Annotated in this window: 21 protein-coding genes; 5 read left to right on the top strand and 16 right to left on the bottom strand. The window is 74.0% G+C overall.

All coding sequences use genetic code 11. The features are described 5' to 3' along the window. Window positions 1-76: 76 nt before the first annotated feature. Window positions 77-661 (bottom strand): helix-turn-helix domain-containing protein, encoded by a 585-nt coding sequence (locus ACFVS6_RS03370; protein WP_389700252.1) that lies wholly within the window; start codon window positions 659-661, stop codon window positions 77-79. A gap of 78 nt (window positions 662-739) precedes the next feature. On the opposite strand from ACFVS6_RS03370, the gene ACFVS6_RS03365 reads away from it, so the two are divergent. Further along, window positions 740-1,696, top strand: coding sequence for a class I SAM-dependent methyltransferase (locus ACFVS6_RS03365; RefSeq protein WP_389700251.1), 957 nt, complete (start codon window positions 740-742; stop codon window positions 1,694-1,696). A 20-nt stretch (window positions 1,697-1,716) separates the two neighbouring features. Here ACFVS6_RS03365 and ACFVS6_RS03360 read toward each other — a convergent pair whose 3' ends face one another. The 4 genes from ACFVS6_RS03360 to ACFVS6_RS03345 form a co-directional block, all read right to left on the bottom strand. Further along, window positions 1,717-3,801: a SpoIIE family protein phosphatase gene (locus ACFVS6_RS03360; protein WP_389700250.1), complete on the bottom strand. Its 2,085-nt coding sequence runs from the start codon at window positions 3,799-3,801 to the stop codon at window positions 1,717-1,719. A gap of 177 nt (window positions 3,802-3,978) precedes the next feature. Next, the gene (locus ACFVS6_RS03355) at window positions 3,979-4,536 is read right to left on the bottom strand and encodes a YceI family protein (RefSeq protein ID WP_389700249.1); all 558 of its coding nucleotides are present in this window, start codon (window positions 4,534-4,536) and stop codon (window positions 3,979-3,981) included. Window positions 4,537-4,576: 40 nt separating this feature from the next. After that, window positions 4,577-5,641, bottom strand: a complete 1,065-nt coding sequence (locus ACFVS6_RS03350) for an amidohydrolase family protein (protein ID WP_389700248.1) — start codon at window positions 5,639-5,641, stop codon at window positions 4,577-4,579. Window positions 5,642-5,670: 29 nt separating this feature from the next. After that, entirely contained in the window at window positions 5,671-7,026 is a 1,356-nt protein-coding gene (locus ACFVS6_RS03345; RefSeq protein WP_389700247.1) for a cytochrome P450, read from the bottom strand. 341 nt (window positions 7,027-7,367) lie between these two features. Here ACFVS6_RS03345 and ACFVS6_RS03340 point away from each other — a divergent pair, with 341 nt between their 5' ends. Next, the gene (locus tag ACFVS6_RS03340) at window positions 7,368-7,925 is read left to right on the top strand and encodes a hypothetical protein (protein WP_389700246.1); all 558 of its coding nucleotides are present in this window, start codon (window positions 7,368-7,370) and stop codon (window positions 7,923-7,925) included. 83 nt (window positions 7,926-8,008) lie between these two features. Here ACFVS6_RS03340 and ACFVS6_RS03335 read toward each other — a convergent pair whose 3' ends face one another. Continuing rightward, a complete protein-coding gene (locus ACFVS6_RS03335; protein ID WP_389700245.1) occupies window positions 8,009-8,647 on the bottom strand; it encodes a thiol:disulfide interchange protein DsbA/DsbL in 639 nt (212 codons plus the stop codon). Between the two features lie 321 nt (window positions 8,648-8,968). Here ACFVS6_RS03335 and ACFVS6_RS03330 point away from each other — a divergent pair, with 321 nt between their 5' ends. Then, complete coding sequence (locus tag ACFVS6_RS03330; protein WP_389700244.1) at window positions 8,969-9,937, top strand: TAXI family TRAP transporter solute-binding subunit; 969 nt, start codon at window positions 8,969-8,971, stop codon at window positions 9,935-9,937. A 25-nt stretch (window positions 9,938-9,962) separates the two neighbouring features. Here ACFVS6_RS03330 and ACFVS6_RS03325 read toward each other — a convergent pair whose 3' ends face one another. The 3 genes from ACFVS6_RS03325 to ACFVS6_RS03315 all read right to left on the bottom strand — a co-directional run bounded on the left by ACFVS6_RS03325 (window position 9,963) and on the right by ACFVS6_RS03315 (window position 13,566). Beyond that, window positions 9,963-11,336, bottom strand: coding sequence for a sensor histidine kinase (locus ACFVS6_RS03325; RefSeq protein WP_389700243.1), 1,374 nt, complete (start codon window positions 11,334-11,336; stop codon window positions 9,963-9,965). Beyond that, window positions 11,333-12,097, bottom strand: coding sequence for a response regulator transcription factor (locus ACFVS6_RS03320; RefSeq protein ID WP_389700242.1), 765 nt, complete (start codon window positions 12,095-12,097; stop codon window positions 11,333-11,335). Before ACFVS6_RS03320 ends, ACFVS6_RS03325 begins: the two co-directional genes overlap by 4 nt. Before the next feature lie 74 nt (window positions 12,098-12,171). After that, window positions 12,172-13,566: an MFS transporter gene (locus tag ACFVS6_RS03315; RefSeq protein WP_389700241.1), complete on the bottom strand. Its 1,395-nt coding sequence runs from the start codon at window positions 13,564-13,566 to the stop codon at window positions 12,172-12,174. 262 nt (window positions 13,567-13,828) lie between these two features. On the opposite strand from ACFVS6_RS03315, the gene ACFVS6_RS03310 reads away from it, so the two are divergent. Then, window positions 13,829-14,773 carry a nucleoside hydrolase gene (locus tag ACFVS6_RS03310; RefSeq protein ID WP_389700240.1) on the top strand — a complete coding sequence of 315 codons (945 nt, stop codon included), beginning with the start codon at window positions 13,829-13,831 and terminating at the stop codon, window positions 14,771-14,773. Between the two features lie 75 nt (window positions 14,774-14,848). Here ACFVS6_RS03310 and ACFVS6_RS03305 read toward each other — a convergent pair whose 3' ends face one another. The 6 genes from ACFVS6_RS03305 to ACFVS6_RS03280 all read right to left on the bottom strand — a co-directional run bounded on the left by ACFVS6_RS03305 (window position 14,849) and on the right by ACFVS6_RS03280 (window position 20,478). After that, window positions 14,849-16,357, bottom strand: a complete 1,509-nt coding sequence (locus tag ACFVS6_RS03305) for a glutamate synthase subunit beta (RefSeq protein WP_389700239.1) — start codon at window positions 16,355-16,357, stop codon at window positions 14,849-14,851. 148 nt (window positions 16,358-16,505) lie between these two features. Beyond that, window positions 16,506-17,105 carry a hydrolase gene (locus tag ACFVS6_RS03300; protein ID WP_389700238.1) on the bottom strand — a complete coding sequence of 200 codons (600 nt, stop codon included), beginning with the start codon at window positions 17,103-17,105 and terminating at the stop codon, window positions 16,506-16,508. A gap of 78 nt (window positions 17,106-17,183) precedes the next feature. Continuing rightward, entirely contained in the window at window positions 17,184-17,663 is a 480-nt protein-coding gene (locus tag ACFVS6_RS03295) for a MarR family winged helix-turn-helix transcriptional regulator (RefSeq protein WP_389700237.1), read from the bottom strand. An 80-nt stretch (window positions 17,664-17,743) separates the two neighbouring features. Continuing rightward, a complete protein-coding gene (locus tag ACFVS6_RS03290) occupies window positions 17,744-18,073 on the bottom strand; it encodes a hypothetical protein (RefSeq protein WP_389700236.1) in 330 nt (109 codons plus the stop codon). 190 nt (window positions 18,074-18,263) lie between these two features. Continuing rightward, window positions 18,264-18,803: a GNAT family N-acetyltransferase gene (locus ACFVS6_RS03285; RefSeq protein ID WP_389700235.1), complete on the bottom strand. Its 540-nt coding sequence runs from the start codon at window positions 18,801-18,803 to the stop codon at window positions 18,264-18,266. Window positions 18,804-18,903: 100 nt separating this feature from the next. After that, window positions 18,904-20,478 carry an amidohydrolase family protein gene (locus ACFVS6_RS03280; RefSeq protein ID WP_389700234.1) on the bottom strand — a complete coding sequence of 525 codons (1,575 nt, stop codon included), beginning with the start codon at window positions 20,476-20,478 and terminating at the stop codon, window positions 18,904-18,906. Between the two features lie 283 nt (window positions 20,479-20,761). Between ACFVS6_RS03280 and ACFVS6_RS03275 the strand changes: the two genes are divergently transcribed. Further along, window positions 20,762-20,911, top strand: coding sequence for a hypothetical protein (locus tag ACFVS6_RS03275; protein WP_389700233.1), 150 nt, complete (start codon window positions 20,762-20,764; stop codon window positions 20,909-20,911). A 145-nt stretch (window positions 20,912-21,056) separates the two neighbouring features. On the opposite strand, the gene ACFVS6_RS03270 is transcribed toward ACFVS6_RS03275, so the two are convergent. Next, a complete protein-coding gene (locus tag ACFVS6_RS03270) occupies window positions 21,057-21,584 on the bottom strand; it encodes an SMI1/KNR4 family protein (RefSeq protein WP_389700232.1) in 528 nt (175 codons plus the stop codon). Between the last annotated feature and the right edge of the window lie 3 nt (window positions 21,585-21,587).

Genomic DNA, 21,587 nt, shown 5'->3' with positions numbered 1-21,587 from the left:
CGCGCGTCCCGCGGCGGCCGGTCGGCCCGGGCGGGTCCGCCTGTCGGCCCGTGACCGGCCGGCGCCGGCGCCGGCGTCAGCCGCTCGGCTTCGCGCGCACGTGCATGCGTTCCCCCTGCCGGCCGAACAGGCTGAGGACCTCCACGGGCCTCCCGTCCGCGCTGCTGAACCAGTGGGGGAGCCGGGTGTCGAATTCGGCGGCCTCGCCGGGCCCGAGGATCAGGTCGTGCTCGGCGAGGACGAGCCGCAGCCGACCGTCGAGCACGTACAGCCACTCGTAGCCCTCGTGCGTACGCAGATCCGGTTCGCTTCCCCGGTCGGGGATGAGCATCTTGTAGGCCTGGAGCGGGCCCGGGGTGCGGGTCAGCGGAACGACCGTCCCGCCGTTGGCCAGCGGGCGGGGCGTCAACCGCACCCGCGGGTCACCGACCTCCGGGGCGCCGACCAGATCGTCCAGCGGTACGTGATAGGCGGAGGCGAGCGGGAGCAGCAGCTCCAGACTCGGCCGGCGCTGCCCGGACTCCAGCCGGGACAGCGTGCTCTTGGAGATGCCCGTCTCCTCGGAGAGGGCGGCCAGGGTGAGGCCGCGCTGGGTGCGCAGCCGGCGGAGCCTGGGGGCGACCTCGTCGAGGACCGCACGGTAGGGGGCTGGGGTGTCCATGAGGGCATTTCACTCCTCCGTCCCGGAAACGGCAACAACATTTGCCGTCGGGATCCAGTTGGGTGCAGGCTCCGGCACATGAGCACCCACAGCGCTTCCGGACCCACCCACCAGCACGGCCACGGCGCCGGCCACGCCCCCGACCGGGGCCACGGCCATGCCCACGGTCACGACCACGGCACCGACATCGACTGGGCGGCCATGGCCGCCCAACTGGAGACCAACGGGGAGATCCAGCTCCCGGTCCTGCGCGGCACGGCGGCCCGCCTCGGGGAGCTGCTCGCCGACTCGGGGACCCGGGTCCGGCGCGTCCTGGACGTCGGCAGCGGCCCCGGAGTGATGACCTGCGTCCTCGCGGAGGCCTTCCCGGAGGCCGAGGTCGTCGCCGTGGACGCCACCCCCGCACTGCTCGACCACACGCTGGTCCGCGCCGAGCGGCTCGGGCTCGGCGGGCGGGTCACCGTCCGCCACGCGGAACTGCCCGAAGGCCTCGACGGCCTCGGCGCCGCCGACCTCATCTGGAGCAGCAAGGCCGTCCACCACCTCGGTGACCAGCAGGCGGCACTCGACGGGCTCGCGGCCCTGCTGCGGCCCGGCGGCGTGCTCGCCGTCGCGGAGGCCGGGCTGCCGATGCGCTTCCTGCCCCGCGACATCGGCCTCGGCACACCGGGTCTCCAGGCCCGCCTCGACGCCGCCCTGGAGTACTGGTTCTCCGTCATGCGGGCCGAACTGCCCGGCAGCGCCTCCCTGATCGAGGACTGGCCGGCGATGCTCCGCCGCGCCGGCCTCGGCCCGGTGGGCGCCTTCACCACGCTCCTCGACCTCCCGGCCCCGCTGGCGGAGCCGGCCCGCGCCTTCCTGCAGGACCACCTGAGCCGACTGCGGGAGAAGATGGCGGACTCCCTGGACCCCGAGGACGGCAAGACCCTCGGCGTCCTGACCGACCCCGGGTCGGAGGCCGGCATCCTGCGCCGTCCCGACGCCTTCCTGCTGTCCGCCGGCACCGTCTTCACCGGCGTGCGCCCGACCCGCTGACCGCGCCGCCCGGCCGCCGGTCAGCCCGGAGTGGACCGCGGGACCGTGCCGATGCGGGCGGCGAGGAGGGCGATGTCGTCGTCGGCGGAGGCCGGCACCAGATGGGTGATCAGCGTGTCGCACAGGTGGTCCAGCGGCTGCTCCGGTTCGGTGAGCAGCCGCGTCAGCTCGCCCAGCCGCTCGTCGATGTCGTGGTTGCGGGCCTCGACCAGGCCGTCCGTGTACAGGACGAGGAGGCTGCCCAGCGGCACGGTGAAGTCGGTCGTCGTGAAGCCGACGCCACCCACGCCCAGGGGCACCCCGGGCGGGGTCTCGACCAGGTACACGGTGCCGTCGGGCTCCGCCACCGCCGGTGGCGGGTGCCCGGCCCGGGTGACGCTGCAACGACCGGTGGCCGGATCGCACACCAGGTACAGGAACGTGGCCAGCATCGGCTCCGCGAGGTCCGCGAGCGTCGCCTCCAGCTGGTGCAGCAGGGCCGTCGGCTGCATGTCGAGCCGCGCCAGCGCACGGACCGTGGCCGACAGCCGCCCCATGACGGCCGCGGCGGCGATGCCGTGGCCCATGACGTCACCGATGAGGAGCGCGGCCCTCCCGCCGCTCAGCGGCAGGACGTCGTACCAGTCCCCGCCCACCTCGTTGACGTCGCTGGCCGCGAGGTAGCGGTGGGCCGTCTCGATGCCCAGGGGCGGGGAGACGTGCTGCGGCAGCATGCTGCGTTGCAGGACCACCGCCGTCTCGTGCTCGTGCCGGTACAGCCGCGCGTTGTCGATGCTGATGGCGGTCCGGGCGGCGAGCTCACCCGCGAGGGTGACGTCGTCCGACCCGAAGGGCCCCACCGGCCGGGTGCGGTAGAAGGTGGCGAGCCCGAGGACCACGTCCCGGGCCGTCAGCGGCACCATCATGAAGGAGTGCACGCCCGCCTTGAGCAGCTGCTCGGGCTTGGGGGAGTGCCGCGCGGCGGGGGCGATGGACCGCTCGTCGAACCGGGCCACCAGGAACGGCTGCCGGGCCCCGAGGGCCTGCGTGTACGGGGCGGCCGCCGGGAAGGTGAGGGTCCTGCCGAGCGGGGCCAGGATGTTGGTGATCGCGGACCCGGTCAGCGGCGCCTTGCCCAGGCGCCGCAGGCCGACGCCCCCGGTCAGCCCCATGCCCGGCTCGTGGCCCCTCGCCAGTACGTCCAGCACGTCGACGGTGACCGCGTCGGCCAGGTGCGGGACGGCCAGATCGGCCAGCTCCTGGGTCGTGCGCTCCAGGTCCAGGCTGGCGCCGATCCGGGCGCTGGCCTCACTGAGCAGGGCGAGCCTGCGCCGCCCGGCCTCCGCCTCGGTGTGGTCGCGCTGCTGCTCGGTGATGTCGAGGAGGGACGCGATGACGCCGATCGGCCGACCACCGGGATCCTCCACGCGCACGTACGAGCACGACCACACGTGGTCGTGCTCCGGGTCGGCCGGCGTACGGCCCGTGCGGCGACGGTCCAGCACGGGTTCGCCCGTCGCCAGGACCCGGCGCATCGCGTCCTCCATGTCGCCCGCGTTCACCTCGGGCAGCACCTCGGCGAGGCGCCGGCCCACGTGTGCGGACTCGGCCAACCCGTTCATCGCCTCCAGGGCCGGGTTGACCTGGAGGAACCGCAGCTGGGTGTCGAGGACGGCGATGCCGACGGGCGAGCGCGCGAAGAGCCCGTCCCAGACGGCCGACGACCCCCTGATGCGGCGCGCGGCGTGCGCGTCGGCCGCGAACACGAGGACCGCCGAGGCGCCGTCCCGCCGGTCGGGCACGGGACAGGCCCAGATCTCCAGCTCCAACGGATGACCGTCACGGTGCCACGCGGTGACGGTCCCCATCACCCCGTGCCCGCCGGCCGCCGTCTCCCACAGGGAACGGCCCAGGCTGCGGTCGGCCCCCGGATGCAGCAGATCGGCGATGTGCCGGCCCAGCACCTGGGGCGGCAAGTAGCCCAGCAAGTGCTGCGCCCCCTGGTTCCAGCGCACGATCGTCCCGTCGCCGCTGGTCGCCAGCAGGGCCACCTGCAGGGCGCCGAGCCATCCGCCCGCGTCCTGGGCGGCGTGGCTGATCAGATCCGCCAGTGGCTCCTCGTGCATTCCGTACCCGCCCTCTCGGGCAGCCTCAGCCCCGTGTCGCACCGACCCCCTTCAACGGCGTGCCGCACCCGACCGCCCGGCCGGTCGCCGGGTCCGGTCCGCAGGCCGCGTCTTCCTCCACACCCCCCATGGTCGCGCCGACGGCCGGGGAACGCCCCTCGGCCGTCGGCGCGGCGGTCAGGCCTGCCGGACGGCCGATACGTCGAACTCCAGCACGACCTTGTCGCCGACGAGGACGCCGCCGCCTTCGAGCGCCGCGTTCCAGGTGATCCCGTAGTCCTTGCGGCTGATCGGTACGGAACCCTCCAGACCGACGCGCAGGTTGCCCTGCGGGTCGGTCGCACTGCCCTGGAACTCGAAGTCGATGTCGATCGACCGGGTGACGTCCTTGATGGTGAGGTCGCCGGTGACGCGGAAGGTGGTGTCGTCGAGCTGTTCCACCGCGGTCGACACGAAGGTGATGTGCGGGAAGGTCGGCGCGTCGAGGAAGTCGTTGGTGCGCAGGTGGCCGTCGCGCTGCTCGTTGCGGGTGTCGACGCTCGCCGTACTGATGGTCACGGACACCGAGGACCTGGAGGGGTCCCCGCCGTCGAGGTGGGCCTTGCCCTCGAACTCGTCGAACGAGCCGCGGACCTTGGTGACCATGGCGTGCCGGGCGACGAACCCGATCCGGCTGTGGACCGGGTCCAACGCGTAGTCGCCCGTCAGGGACGTGAGGGAGGTGGCGGTGCTCATGAACCGGCTCCGGAGGTGGGGGGCGAAGGGTGGGCGGACGTCAGACCGTGGCGAGCTGCGGGATCAGGCGCAGCGCGTTGTCGTGGTAGATCCCCCGGAGCTGCTCCGGGGTGAACGCCGGATCGGCGTCGAGGGCGGGCAACGCCAGGTCCGTGACGGTGTCCGCGGGCGCGGCCGGCCAGTCGGTGCCGAACAGGATCCGCTCGGGGGGCACGTGCGCGAGGAGGGTCGCCGCACTCGCCATGGGCCCCGCGGTGTCGTAGTGGAAGCGGCCCAGGTAGTCGCGCACGGCACCCGGGTCGACGGGCGGGTCGCAGAACCGTCCGAGCGCCTGGAGCCGCGTCGCGATGTACGGCAGGAAGCCGCCCGCGTGGGGCAGGATCACCGAGATGTCCGGGAACCGGTCCAGGGTCCGCTTGCTGATCATGTTCACTGCCGCCCGGGTGGTGTCCAGCAGGAAGTCGCACATGAAGTTGGGGATCCCCGGAACGGTCGACGGCCCGGGCGGGCCGTCCGGCAGGTTGTGCGGGTGGGTGTCGACCACCGCCCCGAACTCGTTCAGCTCGGAGAACACCCGGTCGTAGGACGGGTCCCCGAGGTAGACGCCCCCGTAGTTCGCCGTCACGTTCACGCCGACGGCGCCGAGCTGCCCGAGTCCGCGCCGGATCGCCCACGAGGACGCGTCCTGGTCGTCGAGGAAGAGCGGGACGTAGAAGGAGAACCGTCCCGGGTGGGAGGTCGCCACCTCGATCATCGACCGGAGCGTGATGTTGATGGCCTCGCGCAGCTGTGCCGACGAGTGGTAGCGGGCGGGCAGCATGGGCTTGAGGACGGCCGTCACGATCCCCGCGCGGTCCATGAAGGCGACGGCGGCGTCGGTGTCGAGCCGCGTCCACGGCGGGAGCCGCTTCGGGTCGACCAGCTCGTGGCGCACCGCCCAGTCGAGCCACTCCGGCGCGCAGAAGTGGTGGTGCATGTCGATCTTCGACCGGTTCGCGTGGGGCGTTCCCGTACCCGGCGCGGCGACTTCGCCACCGGGGCCGGGGCGCAGGTCCGGGGCTGCTCCCAGCAGGACCGGCCCGGTGGTGCTCGCGGTTTCAGGCATGCCGATTCACCATCCGTTGAGGGGTCTGGTCAGTTGCCGGGTACGACGACGGCCGGCGCGACCGGCGCGATCGGCGTGCCGGCCACCCGCGGTGGCGTCCCGGCCGCACGGTCCGCCGGGGACGGTGCGGGCTCCAGGACGAGCCGCAGCCTCTCCAGCCCGCGGAACGCCGCCACCGGACCCTTCAACCGGGCCGCCCGCGCCTCCTCCTCGGACTCGGCCAGCTCCATCTCCGGGAACTCCCGCAGGAGGCAGGACAACGCGATGTCGAGTTCGAGCCGCGCCAGGGGCGCGCCCAGGCAGTAGTGCGTGCCGTGTCCGAAGCCCAGGTGCATGCCCTGGATCCCCTCGCGGGTCACGTCCAGGACGTCGGGGGCGCCGAACTGCTCCGGGTCCCGGTTCGCCGAGGAGATGGCGATCTGCACGAGGGATCCCTTGGGGATGACGGTGCCCCGGATCTCCGCGTCCTCGGTCGCGTACCGGAAGGTGGACGTCTCCACGGAACCCTCGAAGCGGACGAGTTCCTCCACCGCGCCGGGAATCAGCGCGGGGTTCAGCCGCAGCCTCTCCAACTGGTCGGGACGCAGCAGCAGGTCGAGGACGGAGTTCCCGATCTGGAAGGCGGTGGTCTTGTGCCCCGCGAAGAACAGCACCCACAGGGAGGAGACCAGCTCCGCGTCGTCCAGCCCGTCCTCCGCCCGGATGAGGTCGCTGAGGAAGGAGTCCGAGGGGTGGGCCCGGGTGTGCGCGATGAGTCGGTTGAGCCGCGCCTGGAGCCACTGCTCGGCAGCCCTCAGTTCCGCTTCCATCCGGGGATCGAAGCGGGCCCGGGTCACCACCGCGAACTGCCCGAGGATCTCCGGACGGTCCTCCTCCGCGATGCCCATCAGTTCGCACAGCACCGTGATGGGGAACGGGAACGCGAACGCGGGGATCAGGTCGACCGGATCCGTTTTCGGGCACGCGCGGAGCAGCCCCTCCGCGATCTCGGTGATCCTCGGCCGCATCCCCTCCACCCGCCGCGGACTGAAGGCGGTCCTCAGGGCGCGGCGCAGCCGCGTGTGGCGCGGCGGGTCCGAGTTGAGGACGTTGTCGTCGAGGTCGTCGAAGAAGCTGCCGTACACCGCGTGGTAGGTGTCGAGGGCCCCGCGCAGGTCCTTGCTGAAGCGGGGGTCGGACAGCGCGTCGCGGGCGTCGTCGTACCGGGTGATCAGATACGTGTCGACGCCGTGGGGCGGCGTCAGACGGCACACCGGGGCCTGCTCGCGCAGGGCCGCGTAGACGGCGTGCGGGCACGTCCGGTACTCCGGCGCGCCCCTGGACACGGACGCCACGATGTCGCGCAGCGATTCGCCGCCGTTCGGTGCCGCATTCTCCTGCGCCATTTCCGATCACCCTCCGTGCTGCTCGCGTTCGGCGACTCACGGGTTCCCTGCGGCGCCCCGCCGCGAAACGGGCCGTGGCTCGTTCGAGTGAGCCCGCCGCGCCCGCACACGGGGCCGTCGGGGACCGGGCCCGCCCCGCGCGGACGCGGCAGGGGGCCCGGCCTGCCGGGGCGCGCCGCCGCGGCCGGCGTCGGCCGACCGGCCGTCAGCCGTCCGATCGGAACCTGTGGCGGACGCCCGGACCGGGGAAAGGCTGCTCGTGCAGCCGCCCGCCGCAGGGGCGCGCCGTCACGGCCCCGACCGGACGGCGCTCCTCGGACGACGCCCCCAGGAGTTCCCACATGCCCCGAACCCTCACCCTCGCCCTCGCCTCGGCCGCCTCGTTCGCCACCCTGGCCGCCTTCGCCGCACCCGCCGCCACCGGCGTGGACACCGCCAGGGCGGCGGCCGACCGGGCCACCACCTACCGGGCCACCGCACCGTTCCAGCGGCACGCGAGCGCGGTGAAGGCCGGCTACGTACCGGACAAGTACTGCGTGGAACGCGCCGGAGCCGGAGCCCTCGGCTACCCGCACTTCAACCACGGCCACGACAACTCCATCGACCCGGCGAAGCCCGCCGCGCTGTTCTACGAGGACGACGGGCGCGGAGGCAAGCGCCTCATCGGGGTCCAGTGGACGGTCTTCGACCGGGATCAGGACGTGACGACGGACGACGACCGCCCGACGCTGTTCGGCACCCCCTTCAAGGGCCCCCAGCGCGGGAACTTCCCCGGCCAGCCGGTCCACTACGCGCTGCACCTGTGGCTGTGGAAGAAGAACCCCGCCGGCACTTTCGAGACCTTCAACCGGGCGGTCACCTGCCTTCCCGGCACCACCCGCCCCAAGCCCGCCGCCTGAACCGGGCGGGCGGCCCCGGGCGCGACGCACGGGGGCGGGGACGGGGGCGCGGCCGACCGGGGCCGCGGCGCCGCCCGCCCGCTTCAGGCCCCTGAACGAGGTCCGACCGGATGGGCCCGCCCGGCGGCCCCGCCGCGCCCGGTCCGCGCCCGCGCCACCAGCCGGTCGAGGACGGCCAGCGTCTCCGGGAACCCCGCCGAGGTCTCCCGGAGCATCCCCGGCCCGGTCAGGAAACGGCCGTCGACCACCAGCGCCGGCACGCCCTGGATGCCGTACGCCCGGAGCGCCTCGTCGGCCTGCCGGGTCCGCGAGTCCACCTCGGCCGAGGCGAACGCGGCGGCGAAGGCGGCCGGGTCCACGCCCTGTTCCGACGCCCAGACGAGGATCGCCTCGTCGGTGTTGAGGTACTCGCGCTCCCGATGGATGGCGGTGAAGGCGCGTTCGTGCCAGCCGGGGGCGCCCAGGGCCTCCAGGGCGAAGTACAGGCGCTGCTGCGGCTTGAAGTTCTGGCGGCTGCCCGCCGTGCGGTCGAAGTCCGCGGGGATCCACCGGAACGCGATGCGGTCGGCGTTCGCGCGCCGCCAGGCGTCGAGGGCCGGCTGGAGCTCGAACGAATGCGAGTCCGCGTACCAGAAGAAGGCCTCGACGGTGACCGGGCCCGTACCCGCACCCGCCGGCGCGGGGCCGCTCACGCGGGTGTGGTCCTGGCCTTCGACAGCCATGGGAGGCTCCTCCGTCTCGTTCGTGCCGGACCCCCACCGATCCGACGCCGCGGTCGCACGGCAGGGTGTCCTCGGGAGCGCACGCCGTGGCGGGACGGTCCCGTGACGTCCCCCGCCGGGAGCGCCCAGAACGGAACGTATGTGTCCGCCCAGCGGTCGCGAAACGCCGATCCAGGCCACCCCGGGGCCGGAAACCGCCCACGGGCGGGGGCGGTTCGTTCGGATCCCGCGCGTTACTTCCGGTACGTCTCCTCGCGCGGGGCCCGCCGCCCCCTCCCCGGGGGCCGCCGCGGGCCCGCCGGCAGCGCCTACGCTGGCGCCGTGAACAGAGCACAGCCCGGCCGCCGGCAGGTACTGGGCGCGGGCGTCGGGGCGGTCGCCGCCGCGCTGGCCGGATGCACGGCCGGCTCCGGACCGGAGCAGCGGCTGCGGCTCGCGACGGGCCCGCCGGGCGGCCCGTACAACGCCTTCGGCGAGGCACTGGCCCGGGCCGTCGCCGCGAGCGGAGCAGGGACGCGGATCGCGCCCGTGAGCACCGCCGCCAGCGTCGACAACCTGCGGAAGCTGGAGGACGGCACCGTCGATCTGGCGCTGGCCATGGCCGATGCCTCCGAGGACGCGGTCCTGGGGCGGGAGCCGTTCGCCCGGCCCGTCCCGGTGACCGCGCTCGCCCGGGTCTACGTGAACTACACGCACCTCCTCGTCCCCGGCGACGGGCCGGTCCGCTCGGTGGAGCAGCTCGCGGGACGCCCGGTCGCGGCCGGCGCCGCCGGGTCGGGGGTGCGGGTGGTCGCGGGCCGGGTGCTCCGGGCGGCCGGGGTGGGCACGGACGTCCCCGGGGCGCGGGAACGGGAACTGGGCCTCGGCGAATCGGTGGCGGCGCTGCGCGAGGGCACGGTCGACGCGCTGTTCTGGTCCGGTGGCGTGCCCACCCCGGCCCTGTCGGAACTGACCCGGGAACGCCCCGTCCGCTTCCTGCCGCTGGACGGCCACGTCGACGCTTTGCGGGAGCGCCACGGCCCCGTGTACACGGCGGTCACCCTTCCGTCCGGGGCGTACGGACTGACGGGGCCGGTCGGGACCATCGGCGTCGGCAACTACCTCCTGGCCCGCGCCGACCTGCCGGCCGGCGCGGTGCGGGACGTGCTGCGGGTGGTGTTCGACCGGTGGCGGGACCTGCTGCGGGAGGTGACGGCCGGGGCGCGGTTGGAACCCCGGTTCGCGATTTCGACCGGAGCGGTTCCCCTCCATCCCGGCGCGGCGTCCTACTACCGCTCGGTGTACGGCTGAGCCGGCCCGGGCCCGTCCGGGCGGTTCACGCGGGCGGTAGTCGGAGCTCGGTCAGCAGCCCGCGCGGCTGGTTGCCGGCCACGTCGAGCCGGCCTCCGCTGATACGGGCGATCTCCTCGGCGATGGCCAGCCCCAGCCCGCTGCCCCGGACGTTCTGGTGGTCGGGGGACCGGCCGAAACGCCGCAGCAGCACGTCCTGTTGCTCGGGCGGCACCCCCGGGCCGTCGTCGCGGACCCGGACGAGGACCGTGTCGTCGTCCTCCCGCGTGACGTCCACCTCGACGCGGCCGCCGGCCGGTACGAACTTCACGGCGTTGTCGAGGAGCGCGTCCAGGACCCGGCCGGCGGCATCGGGCAGCGCGCGGGCCCGCAGCCCCTCCGGAGGGCAGGCGCACCCCAGTTCCAGCCCGGCCCCCGTGAACACCGGCGCCCAGGCCCGCACCCGGTCGCGCACCGCCGCGGCCACGTCCTGCTCGCGCAGCTCCGCCGTGCCGGACTCCACCCGGGCGAGGGCCAGCAGCCCGTCGAGGAGTTCCTCCAGGCGCTCCGCCTCGTCCAGGGCCCGCGCGTGTTCGGCCAGACCGGGGCCCGGCGCGACGTACGGTTCCACGTTCTCCAACTGGAGCACCAGGGTGGCCAACGGATTGCGCAGTTGGTGCGAGGCGTCGGCCACGAAGTCGCGCTGCCGGCCGATCGAGTCGGCCATCGCCTCCGCCATCGCGTTGAAGTGCAGCCGCAGCCGGCGGAGTTCCGGCGGCCCCGCCGCGGACACCGCCCGGGCGCGCAGGCTTCCCGCCGCGAGCCCCTCCACGGCCCGGTCCAGGTCGAGGACCGGCCGCAGCAACCACCGCGTGATCCCGGCCGCGACGAGGGCCGCGGCGGTGAAGGCGGCCAGTGCCCCGGCGCCGATCAGCGCCCAGCGGACGGCGACGTCCCGCCTGGCCGTGTCCGTGGGCAACGCCATCAGGACGGCGCCGCTGACCCGCTCGTCCCTACCCACCGGCTCGGCCAGCACGACCCCGCCCGGTCCCCAGGGACGCAGCGTGGGGAGCCGGTCGGTGGACCGGCCGGTGAGCGCACGGTCACGGTCTTCCACCGCCCCGGCGGCGGCGTCGGCCCGGGCCCCGGCCCGGGCGACCGGCGTCCCCGTCGTGTCGACCACGACGACCCCGGCACCGTACAGCTGGGCGTACCGGCCGATCTCGGCCGACAGCTCCGCCCGGTCGGCGTCCGTCCGCATCCGCTCGGCGAGATCGGCGAACCGCACCGCCTCGGAGCGCCGCTGAAGGAGCAGGTGCTCGGTCCGGCCCCGGGCGTAGGCGTCGGCCAGTGGCACGCACAGCAGCAGCGCCGCGGCGCCCATGAGGACCATCAGCACCGCGAGGAGCCGCCGCCTCATCGGGCGCCGCCGCCCGGACCGGCGACGTCGGGCAGGGGGGCATCGATCCGGGGTCCGCCCCCGGCGGGCGGGGTGCCGAGCTGGTAGCCGAAGCCGCGCACGGTGCGGACCAGTCGGGAGCGGCCGGTCTTGGCCCGGATCCCCGCCACGTGGACGTCGAGGGAACGGGAGACCCCGAGGAAGGCGTCGCCCCAGATCCGGTCCAGGATCTCCTCGCGGGGATGGACCTCGTCGGGGCGCTCGGCCAGGAAGGCGAGGACGTCGAACTCCCTGCGCGTCAGTCGGACCTCGGCGCCCGCCACGGTGACCGTGCGTCGCGCCAGGTCGACCGCCACGTCCCCGCTGTGGACGATCCGGTCGCCGCCCGCGACGGCGGCCCCACCGGCGGGACCGGAGAAGCCGGAACGGGCGGCCGAACGGCGGCGGACGCTGTCGACGCGGGCCATCAGCTCGGCCATCCGGAACGGCTTGACGACGTAGTCGTCGGCGCCCGCCCGGAGCCCCTGCACGATGTCCCGCTCCTCGCAGCGCGCTGTGACCACGATCAGCGGGGCGTCGCAGACCGTCCGCAGCCGGCGCAGGAGTTCCAGCCCGTCGAGGTCGGGCAGCCCCAGGTCGAGGAGGACGAACTCGGCCTCGTGCACGTGCCGCAGGGCGTCCAGGGCCCGACCCACCCGGCGGACGCTGTGTCCGCGCTGGGCGAGGGCGGTGCCGAGGGCGTGGGCCATGCGGTCGTCGTCCTCGACGAGCAGAGCGTGCATGGACAGTTCCCTCGTGACGCGTGACCGGGGGCAGCAGCCTACGGGAGCGGCCGCCCCCGGTCACCGGGGCCGGTTCAGCGCGCGGCCGCGGCCGGGTCCGCCGCCGGTCGGGCCGCGCCCTCGGCGGCCGCGTCCGCCTCGGCCTCGGCGCGGCTGAGCGCGGTGTTGCGGGTGTCCGGCATCAGCACGTAGGTGACGAGGGAGACCAGCGCGCACCCGGAGACGTACCAGAAGAACATGCTCTCGTGGCCACTGCTCTTGAACCACAGGGCCACGTACTCCGCGGTGCCGCCGAACAGCGCGTTGGCGATCGCGTACGGCAGCGCCACGCCCAGGGCGCGCACCCGGGTGGGGAACAGCTCCGCCTTGACCGCCGCGTTGATCGAGGTGTAGCCGGTGACGATCACCAGGGCCAGCAGGGACAGCCCCAGCGCGGACCAGTACGAGGACGCCGACCCCAGGGCGGTCATGATCGGGTAGGTGCCCACGGTGCAGCCCACCGCGAAGGTGATCAGCAGCGGCCGGCGGCCGATCCGGTCCGACAGCATGCCGGCGAAGGGTTGCAGCACCGCGAAGAGGGCGAGGGCGGTGAAGCTGACCAGGGTCGCGGTGGTCTTCGGCATGCCGGCGCTGCCCACGAGGTACTTGGTGAGGTACGTGGTGTACGTGTAGTAGGCGACGGTCCCGCCGAGGGTGAGCGCCATGACGAGGCCCGCCTGCCGCCGGTGCTGCCACAGGACCTTCAGCGTCCCGCGGGTGCTGTCGTCGTGGTCGGCGTCGCCCGACGACTCCTCCTTGAACGCGTCGGTCTCCTGGAGCCGCCGCCGCAACCAGAAGACGACCACGGCGAACAGGGCCCCGAGCAGGAACGGGATCCGCCAGCCCCAGCTCTCCAACTGGGCCGTGGTGAGGGTGTGCTGCATCGTGATCAGGATGCCCAGGCCGAGGAGCTGGCCGCACGTCATCGACACGTACTGGAACGACGAACCCAGCCCGCGCCGGTTCCGGGCCGACGCCTCCGTCAGGTAGGTGGCGCTGGCCGCGTACTCGCCGCCGATGCTCATCCCCTGGAGCAGCCGGGCGAGCAGCAGCACCAGGGCGCCGAAGTAGCCCGCCTGGCCGTAGGTCGGGGCCACGGCGATCAGCAGGGCGGCCACCGACATCATCGTGACCGTGAGGGTGAGGGCGCTCTTGCGGCCGTGCCGGTCGGCCGCGCGGCCGAGGACCCACCCGCCGACGGGACGCATCAGGAATCCGACGGCGAAGATCCCGGCCGTGTTCATCAACTGCGTGGTCGGATTGTCGTTGGGGAAGAAGGAGTCGGCGAAGTAGATCGCGAAACTCGCGTAGACGAACCAGTCGTACCACTCGACGAGGTTGCCCAGGGACCCGCCGATCAGGGCGAGACGGCGCTTCTTGCGCTCGTCCGCGGACGAGGGCGGTTCGGGCACGACGGCGGACGCGGACATGGCGGCTCCAAGGGGGAAGTCCCTGAGGGGGAGGGGGAACGCCCCGGCGGTGGGGGAGTGCCCAGAGCATGCGGTTGCCGTCGCCCACGGACAAGGTCCGCCGCGCAGATCTAACGTTCCGCTAAGGAAGGCGCACGCGAACGGGCCCCCCGCCGTCCGACGGCGGCCACATTCGGCCAGGTCCCCGGCGTCGCGCGGGCCGTGGAGCCCGGTGCGCGGCAGACTGGGCGCGTCAGCTGCCCCCGAAGAGGAGGACCCGCCCGTGCCCGTACCGATGATCATCGACTGCGACCCCGGCCACGACGACGCCCTCGCCATCATGCTGGCGGCCGCCGACCCCGCGGTCGACCTCCTCGCCATCACCACCGTGGCCGGCAACCAGACCCTGGACAAGACGACCCTCAACGCCCGTCGCGTGTGCACCCTCGCCGGGATCACCGACGTTCCCGTGGCCGCGGGCTGCGCCCGGCCGCTCGTCCAGCCGCTGGCCGTCGCCGCCGACGTGCACGGCGAATCGGGCCTGGACGGACCGCGGTTCCCGCCGCCCACGGTCGACGCGGTCCCCGAGCACGCCGTGGACCTCATCCACCGCATCCTGCTGGAACATCCCGAGCCCGTCACGCTCGTGCCGACCGCCCCGCTGACGAACATCGCCCTGCTGCTGACCCGCCACCCCGACAGCGCCTCCCGGATCCGGGAGATCGTGCTGATGGGCGGCTCCACCGAGCGCGGCAACCGCACCCCGGCCGCCGAGTTCAACATCCACACCGACCCGGAGGCCGCGGCCGTCGTCCTCGGCAGCGGGGTGCCCGTCACGATGTGCGGCCTGAACGTCACCCACCAGGCCCTGGCCACCCCCGAGGTGCTGGCCCGCTTCGAGGCGCTCGGCACCGAGTTGGGACGCACCTGCGCCGAGCTGCTCACCTACTTCGCGTCGGCCTACAACCGCCTGTGGGGCATGCCGCACCCGCCGCTCCACGACCCCGTCGCGGTGGCCCGCGTCATCGATCCGTCGATCGTGGAGTGCGTCGAGGCGAACGTCGCCGTCGAACTGCACGGCCGTCACACCCGCGGGGCCACGGTCGTGGACCTCCACCACTACCTGGGCCGTCCCGTCAACGCCCGGGTCGCGGTGGCCCTGGACACCGAACGCTTCTGGGACCGGATGGTCGGCGCCGTCGAGACCCTCGGCTCCCGCCGGACCTGACCGGGCGCGCCGGGGGAGCCCGACGGTTGTCCGGGCCCCCGGCGGGTGCTCCCGGCAACCGCCCCGCCCATCGGCCTATTCGGTCCCGTAGCGCATCCGCCCCAGGGCGGTCATCGGTCGGTCGTGGGCGGCGACCGGCGCCGGAAGACAGGTGGAGCCGGTCAGGTAACGGTCGACCGCCGCGGCCGCCGCCCGGCCCTCCGCGATGGCCCACACCACCAGGGACTGCCCCCGGCCCGCGTCGCCCGCGACGAACACTCCGGGGGCCCGCCCGCCGGCGGCCGCGAAACCGGCGTCGCGGGCGAAGTTGCCGCTCGCGTCCCACTCCAGCCCCAACTGCTCCCGCAGGGCGCCCGCCCGCTCCGGACCGGAGAAGCCCAGCGCCAGCAGGACCAGCCCGGCGGGCAGCACCCGCTCCGTGCCGGTCACGGGCGTGCGGCCCTCCGGTTCCACGGAGCTCAGGTGCAGGGACCGTACCCGACCCGAGGCGTCCCCCTCGAAGCACAGGGTGGCGCTGGCGAAGAGCCGGGGATCGTACCCGGCCAGCCCGCGCGCCTCGGCGTGCGCGTGGGAGATCCGGTACACCCTCGGGTACATCGGCCAGGGCTCGCCGTCCGCACGGGCGGGCCCGGGTTCCGGATTGATGTCCAACTGGACCACGGAGAGTGCGCCCTGCCGCAGCGCCGTGCCCAGGCAGTCCGAGGCCGTGTCTCCACCACCGACGACCACCACGTGCCGACCCTCCGCGGTGACCCGCGATGCCGCCAGGTCGCCCTCCCGGACCCGGTTGGCGAGGGTCAGGTAGTCCATCGCCTGGTGGATCCCGTCCAGCTCCCGCCCCGGAACCGGCAGCTCCCTGCGCTCGCCCGCCCCGACGGCGACGACCAGCGCCTCGTACCCGCTCCGCAGGTCGGCGGCGCACACCGCCCCGCCGACGTCCGATCCCGTGACGAAGGCCGTGCCCTCGCCCCGCATCTGCTCGATCCGCCGGTCCAGGTGCCGCTTCTCCATCTTGAACTCGGGGATGCCGTAGCGCAGCAGCCCGCCGATCCGGTCGGCCCGCTCGTGGACGACGACGGAGTGACCGGCCCGCGTCAGTTGCTGCGCGGCGGCCAGTCCGGCCGGCCCGGACCCCACGACGGCCACCGTCCGGCCGCTGTGCCGCTCCGGCGGGCGGGGCGCCATCCGGCCGCGGCGCAGCCCCTCGTCGGCTATCGCCTGCTCGACGTTCTTGATCGTCACCGGATCGGAGTTGATGGTCAGGACGCAGGCGTCCTCGCAGGGGGCCGGGCAGAGCCGGCCGGTGAACTCCGGGAAGTTGTTGGTGGCGTGCAACCTCTCGTACGCGGCGGCCCAGTCGCCGTGTGCGGCGAAGGCGTTCCACTCCGGTACGAGGTTCCCCAGCGGGCAGCCGACGTGGCAGAAGGGGATCCCGCAGTCCATGCAGCGATCGGCCTGGCGGGAGACGAGCGGCAGCAGCGCCTGTCCCGCGTGGACCTCGCGCCAATCGCGCAGCCGCTCCTCGACGGGGCGCGCCTGGACGGGCTCGCGGGGGATCCTGAGGAAGCCGAACGGATCGGTCACGCGCCGCCTCCCTGGGTCGTGCGCGGCGTGCGCGCACCGCACGGAGTACCAGGTGCTCGTGGCGGGCCGGTCCCGGAGGCGTGAGGTGTGCGGCGTCCCATTCAGCGTACGCCGCACCTCGCGAGGCTTCCGCTCGGTGCGCGCGGCCCTACCGACGGCGGGGCTCCGACAGGCCCTGGCTTCCCAGGGCGGCGACGATCTCGTCCGTGGTGCTGACTTTGCCGATGCGGGGGAAGATCCGGCCGAAGCTGTGGGCGTGCGCCTCGGCGTCGGTGTCGGTGGTGGCGTCCTCGGCGAAGACGAGGCGGTAGCTGTGTTCCCAGGCCGTGCGGGCGGTGGATTCGACGCCGATACTGGTCGAGATGCCGCCCAGCACGATGCGGTGGATGCCGCGGCGGCGCAGCTGCAGGTCGAGCTCGGTCCCGGTGAAGGCGCCCCAGTGCCGCTTGGTGACGACGACGTCCGCCAGGGCGGCGAGTTCGGCGGGGATCTCGGAGAACGCCGCGGGCGGCGCGGCGGCGGGGCCGGGGCGGTCCACTTCGAGGGTGGGCAGGTCGCCGCCGTCGGGCGACCACGCCACCTTGACCAGGACCACCGGAAGCCTGCGGGCCCGGAAGGCCTCGGCGAGCCGGACGCCCTTGCGCAGGATTTCCTCCGAGGGCCTGGTGGTGGGCAGGGCCAGGATGCCGTTCTGCAGGTCGATGAGGACCAGCGCGGTGTCGTCCTTGAGTGCCAGGGCATCGCTCATGGCTGCGGGGTGTCCTTCCGACGTGGGTCCGGGCGGGGAACGCGTGCGGGTGGGGGCGTGGGCCGGTCCGGCCCGGGCTCAGGCTTCGGCGAGCCGCCGCAGGAGCGGTACGGCCTCGGCGACGGTCCGCTGTTCGGCCGGGGCGAGGCGGCGGGCCATCAGGTCGGCCAGCCGGCCGCGGCCCGCCTCCTGGCGTTCCGCCACGGCGTGGCGTCCCCGGTCCGTCAGGGCGATCACCTTGCGACGGCCGTCGGTGGGGTGCGCGGCACGCTCGACGTATCCGCCGGCCTGGAGCGCGCCGACCGTCGCGTTCAGGGACTGCGGGCGGACCTTCTCGGCCCGGGCCAGATCGGTGATCGTACGGGGCCCCTCGCGGTCGAGGCGCTTGAGGACCGATACCTGCCCCAAGGTCACGCCGCTCCCGGCGGATGCCATGCGCAGGTGCCGCCCCATCAGGCTCACCACCAGCTGGAGCTCCTCGGCGGTGTCCCGGAGCCGCCGGGCGGCATCGTCCGGGTCCGCGGGGTCCGCCGGGACCGTCGGGTCGACCATGTCCATGAACCGACGATAACGGTCGCGCGGAGCCAGTGCAGAGCAAGCCTTCGTGTCCCGGGCCCACCGGCCGCCGGGGTGCTGGATCACGTACCGGTCGGGCCGGCGACCCGCTGCGCGGGGTCGCTCCGCGGCGGCAGCAGTTGGGCGAGGGCGATCAGCAGCATGCCGGAGAGCAGCAGGGCGTTGCCGCCGAAGAAGCGGACCTCCCAGGACAGGCCCGGCAGCAGACCGAAGTGGTGGAGCCCCTGGAGCAGGGGGGAGGCTCCCGCGAGGACGGCGCCGAGGCCGTGCAGCGGGGGCCTGGTGACGTGGTGACGTGCCGTGGGGAGGATCCACCCCGTGCGGAGCGCCATGATCCCCAGGACGACCGCCGCCAGCCCCACGACCATGCCCGTTGCCACCAGCCATGCCATGGGACCACTCCGCTTCCATCGGTCGAGGTCCGGACGTGAACGTCGTCCGGTACGCAGGTGTCCCATGGTCGTCGATGGTGATCGTGCCCGGCCATGCCGGGACCGGGCAGTCTCCACGCGTCTTCACTGCCGCCCCGGCGCCGGCCGCCCGGGGCGACCGTATCGGGGGCGGGCGCTTCGGGAGCGGGCGTCAGGGGCGGTCGAGGCCCCAGGTCTGGAGCACGTACGGCCGGCCCTTCTCCTCGCCCTTGATCAACGGGACGTCGAGGAGCCGGAATCCGGCCCGCGTGGCCACGCCGACGCTGGAGGCGTTCTCGGCCTCCAGCTCCAGGATCACCTGCGCCACGTCCAGCTGAGCGAAGGCATACGCGGCCATCACCCGTACTGCCCGGGCGGCCAGACCCTGCCCCCGGTGGGCCGGGCCGACGGCGTAGCCGAGCTCGGTTCCCTCCGGGGCGCGCTTCAGCATGATCTCGCCGAGCGCGGGGCCGCCGTCGACGGTGATGGCGAGTAGGAGGGCCGTCCCCTCCGTACGCAGCTTCCGGGCCCGGTCCAGGCGGGTGCGGGCGGCCTCGTCGTCGAAGGGGGAGACGATCGGGGTCCAGTACGCGATGTCGGGGTGGTCGAACAGCTCGGGCATCGCGGCCAGGTCTGCCTCCGTCCAGTCGCGCAGGACCAGGCCCTCCCCGGTCAGCTCGATCCGATCGGGGAAGGACGGCGTGCTGCTCATGCTGGAGGACCTCCGTTGCCGGTGCGGGAGCAGGCAGGATATCCGGCGACCGGACATCCGATCACCGGATTTTCCTGCCGACGATGACGCCGGCCGCGTCCTACCCGCGCCGGCCGGCGGGGGCGGTGGCACGCAGCCGGGCCGCGGCGGCTTCCGCCTCCCGGACGACGCGTTCGGTGTCGACGTCGACGAGCCGGCCGCCGAGCTTGAGCGGGCGGCCGTCCACGAAGACCGCCTCGACGTTCTCCGGACGGCCGTTGAAGACGATCTGGCCGACCAGGTCGAAGCGCGGGGCGAAGTTCAGCGCGCCGGGATCGAGCACGATGACGTCGGCCCGCTTGCCCGGCGTCAGTGACCCGACCCGGTCGGCCTCCCCGATCGCCTCGGCGCCACCGAGCGTCGCGGCCCGCAGCACGTCCTGGACCTGGGGGAACACCGACGCGTCCAGTGAGCGTGCCCGCTGGAGGCCGACGGCGCTCTTCATCAGGGCGAAGAAGTCGCTGGAGTCGTTCGTTCCGCCGTCCTGCCCCAACCCGACCTTGACGCCCCGGCGCCCCAGGTCGGGAAGCCGCATGACCCCCGAGGCCAGCCGCATGTTGCTCAACGGGCAGTGCGCGGCGCGGACGTCGTGCGCCGCGACGGCGGCGACCTCGTCGTCGGTGAGGTGGATCGCGTGGTTCATCAGCAGTCGGGGACCGAAGGCCCCCATGCCGGTGAGCACTCCGACCGGATCGTCCGCGCGTTGCTCGGCCCGTTCCAGGACGTGGCTGTTGAGCATGACGCCGAGGTCCTGGGCGATCTCCCAATGGGCCCGGTTGAGCCCTTCCAGGGCCCGCGCCGCGTGCGTGGCGACCTGCGCCGAGGCCAGGGGCAGCGGGTCGATGAGCTCCTTCTTCACCCGGGTCAGGAGGGAGGACCGCGCCTCCGCCTGGAACATGGCGTACGTGAAGCGCACGCCGGTTTCGGCCAGTGCCCGCACGTACTGCTCGGTGGCCTCGTACGGGAGGGCGTCCACCCAGTCCACCAGGGTGGTCACACCGGACTGGACGGTGTCCAGGGCCGCCAGGCGGACGAACCGGTACATGTCGTCCGCCGGGATCCGGGAGAACGTCGGCCTGTTGCATTCGGCCAGCCAGCCGAAGAGGTCGCGGCCCGTGCAGCCACCCCGCATCGAGGACTGCCAGAGGTGGGTGTGGACGTCGACGAAACCAGGCATCAGCATGCGGCCGGAAGCGTCGATGACCCTGGCCCCGGCCGGTAGCGCGAGCCGCCGTCCGACCGCCGCCACGACCCCGCCCCGCATCAGGAGGTCCGCCCCCTCCACCGCGCCCAGCGGTCCCTCGCCCAGGGCGGGGTCCATGGTGAGCACCAGCGCGGCGTTGCGCAGGACGGTGGTCCGGCCGGTGGGGCCACCGGCGCCGGCCGGATCCTCCCTCGGGGCGGTCCGCCCCGCTCCGAGCACGAAGGGACTCGCGGCCGCCATGCCGAGGCCGGCCAACACCCGGCGGCGACCGGGTTCCGGGGGCGGAGCCGCCGCGGGGGCGGCCTGCGGGGGGCGTGCGGTCTGTCCGTGGTGTACGGCCTGGGTGCGGTGTGCGGCCTGTGCGTGGCGTACGGCCTGTGCAGCCTCTGGTGCCGGTGCGGTGGTGCCGGGACATTCGCTGAGCGGGTCCATGTCGTGCTACCTCCCGACGGAATGGCGCGGGGCGCTCCTGCGGACTCACGGATCGTCAGGCACGTTCGGATACGTACGGGTTCGTATCCGGATGGTGCGCCCGCGCGGGCCGTCCCGATAGGGTCGCGTCAACAGTTTGTTTCAAAACTCCGGCGGAGGCGCCGGCGGCGAACGGCCGCCGAGCCCAACGGACCCTGTGATCCTGCCTGGTGACACCGGTTCAAGACGCGTGGGCGGGGTATCCGCCCAGGGACGTTGCGCAGGATGACGCTCTGGAGGAGCCATGGCCGGACTGTTCGCGAAGATCAAGGAGTTCAGTCGTAGCCCGCAGGGGCAGCGGACCATCGCCTCGGCCCGCCGGGCCGCGGCCGATCCGGGGAAGCGGGCGGCGGCCCGTCGGATGCTCACCCGGCTGCGCGGCGGCAGGCGCTGAGGGCCCGCCGGGAGGCGGGGCGAGAGGGTCTCCCGTACGAAGGGGGCGCCCGCCCGGGACCGGGTGGGCGCCCCCTTCCGCGCGGTCGGGCGCGGATGCCCGCAGCCCCCGCGGGGCGGCCCGGGAGCTGTCGGGGAACGGCGGCCTACACGAAACCGGGCTGTCCGGTCCGGTTGAAGCGGTCGACCGAGCGCCGCAGGAGGTCGAGGAACTCCATGAGACCGTCCGTGATCCGGTCGAAACCGCACTCCTCGGAAGCGGCCAGGGAGCGCCACACGGCCCCGTCCGCGCCGACCGCGTACAGGATCCCGCCGCCGTCGGAGCCGATCAGTACGGCGTCCACGGCTTCACCGGCCTCGGGCAGCGCCACGCGTTCCCGCACCGCCCGGGCGCCGGCGTGGAGGAAGTACGCGTTGCCGACGTCGCTCATGGTCACGGCGCCGATCTCGCCGAAGTACAGCGCGAGCTCGGCGAAGGCCGGGGCTTCCGCGGCGAGCCGCGCCGCCGCCGCCCGGTCCGCCGCCTCCGGTGGGTGGATCGCGTTCTCCCCCGGGCCGTAGCCGTATTTCTGCTCGAAGCCGCGCGTCACGGCGGACAGGCTCGCCGAGACCTCCGCCCGCCAGGCGGCCAGGTGGGCGGGCGTGAGGGGCGCGGGGTCGGATGGAAGGCGCACGGG

This window comes from Streptomyces sp. NPDC057939 (genome assembly GCF_042887545.1).
Lineage (GTDB): Bacteria > Actinomycetota > Actinomycetes > Streptomycetales > Streptomycetaceae > Streptomyces.
This window is presented reverse-complemented; position numbering and strand designations above follow the sequence as displayed.

Coding starts and splice junctions, on each gene's coding strand:
- ACFVS6_RS03325 (WP_389700243.1), bottom strand. CDS start 11,336: ATGAGGCGGCGGCTCCTCGCGGTGCTGATGGTCCTCATGGGCGCCGCG.
- ACFVS6_RS03360 (WP_389700250.1), bottom strand. CDS start 3,801: ATGCACGAGGAGCCACTGGCGGATCTGATCAGCCACGCCGCCCAGGAC.
- ACFVS6_RS03320 (WP_389700242.1), bottom strand. CDS start 12,097: ATGCACGCTCTGCTCGTCGAGGACGACGACCGCATGGCCCACGCCCTC.
- ACFVS6_RS03295 (WP_389700237.1), bottom strand. CDS start 17,663: ATGGACATGGTCGACCCGACGGTCCCGGCGGACCCCGCGGACCCGGAC.
- ACFVS6_RS03290 (WP_389700236.1), bottom strand. CDS start 18,073: ATGGCATGGCTGGTGGCAACGGGCATGGTCGTGGGGCTGGCGGCGGTC.
- ACFVS6_RS03300 (WP_389700238.1), bottom strand. CDS start 17,105: ATGAGCGATGCCCTGGCACTCAAGGACGACACCGCGCTGGTCCTCATC.
- ACFVS6_RS03335 (WP_389700245.1), bottom strand. CDS start 8,647: ATGGCTGTCGAAGGCCAGGACCACACCCGCGTGAGCGGCCCCGCGCCG.
- ACFVS6_RS03355 (WP_389700249.1), bottom strand. CDS start 4,536: ATGAGCACCGCCACCTCCCTCACGTCCCTGACGGGCGACTACGCGTTG.
- ACFVS6_RS03345 (WP_389700247.1), bottom strand. CDS start 7,026: ATGGCGCAGGAGAATGCGGCACCGAACGGCGGCGAATCGCTGCGCGAC.
- ACFVS6_RS03350 (WP_389700248.1), bottom strand. CDS start 5,641: ATGCCTGAAACCGCGAGCACCACCGGGCCGGTCCTGCTGGGAGCAGCC.
- ACFVS6_RS03340 (WP_389700246.1), top strand. CDS start 7,368: ATGCCCCGAACCCTCACCCTCGCCCTCGCCTCGGCCGCCTCGTTCGCC.
- ACFVS6_RS03280 (WP_389700234.1), bottom strand. CDS start 20,478: ATGGACCCGCTCAGCGAATGTCCCGGCACCACCGCACCGGCACCAGAG.
- ACFVS6_RS03370 (WP_389700252.1), bottom strand. CDS start 661: ATGGACACCCCAGCCCCCTACCGTGCGGTCCTCGACGAGGTCGCCCCC.
- ACFVS6_RS03285 (WP_389700235.1), bottom strand. CDS start 18,803: ATGAGCAGCACGCCGTCCTTCCCCGATCGGATCGAGCTGACCGGGGAG.
- ACFVS6_RS03275 (WP_389700233.1), top strand. CDS start 20,762: ATGGCCGGACTGTTCGCGAAGATCAAGGAGTTCAGTCGTAGCCCGCAG.
- ACFVS6_RS03365 (WP_389700251.1), top strand. CDS start 740: ATGAGCACCCACAGCGCTTCCGGACCCACCCACCAGCACGGCCACGGC.
- ACFVS6_RS03315 (WP_389700241.1), bottom strand. CDS start 13,566: ATGTCCGCGTCCGCCGTCGTGCCCGAACCGCCCTCGTCCGCGGACGAG.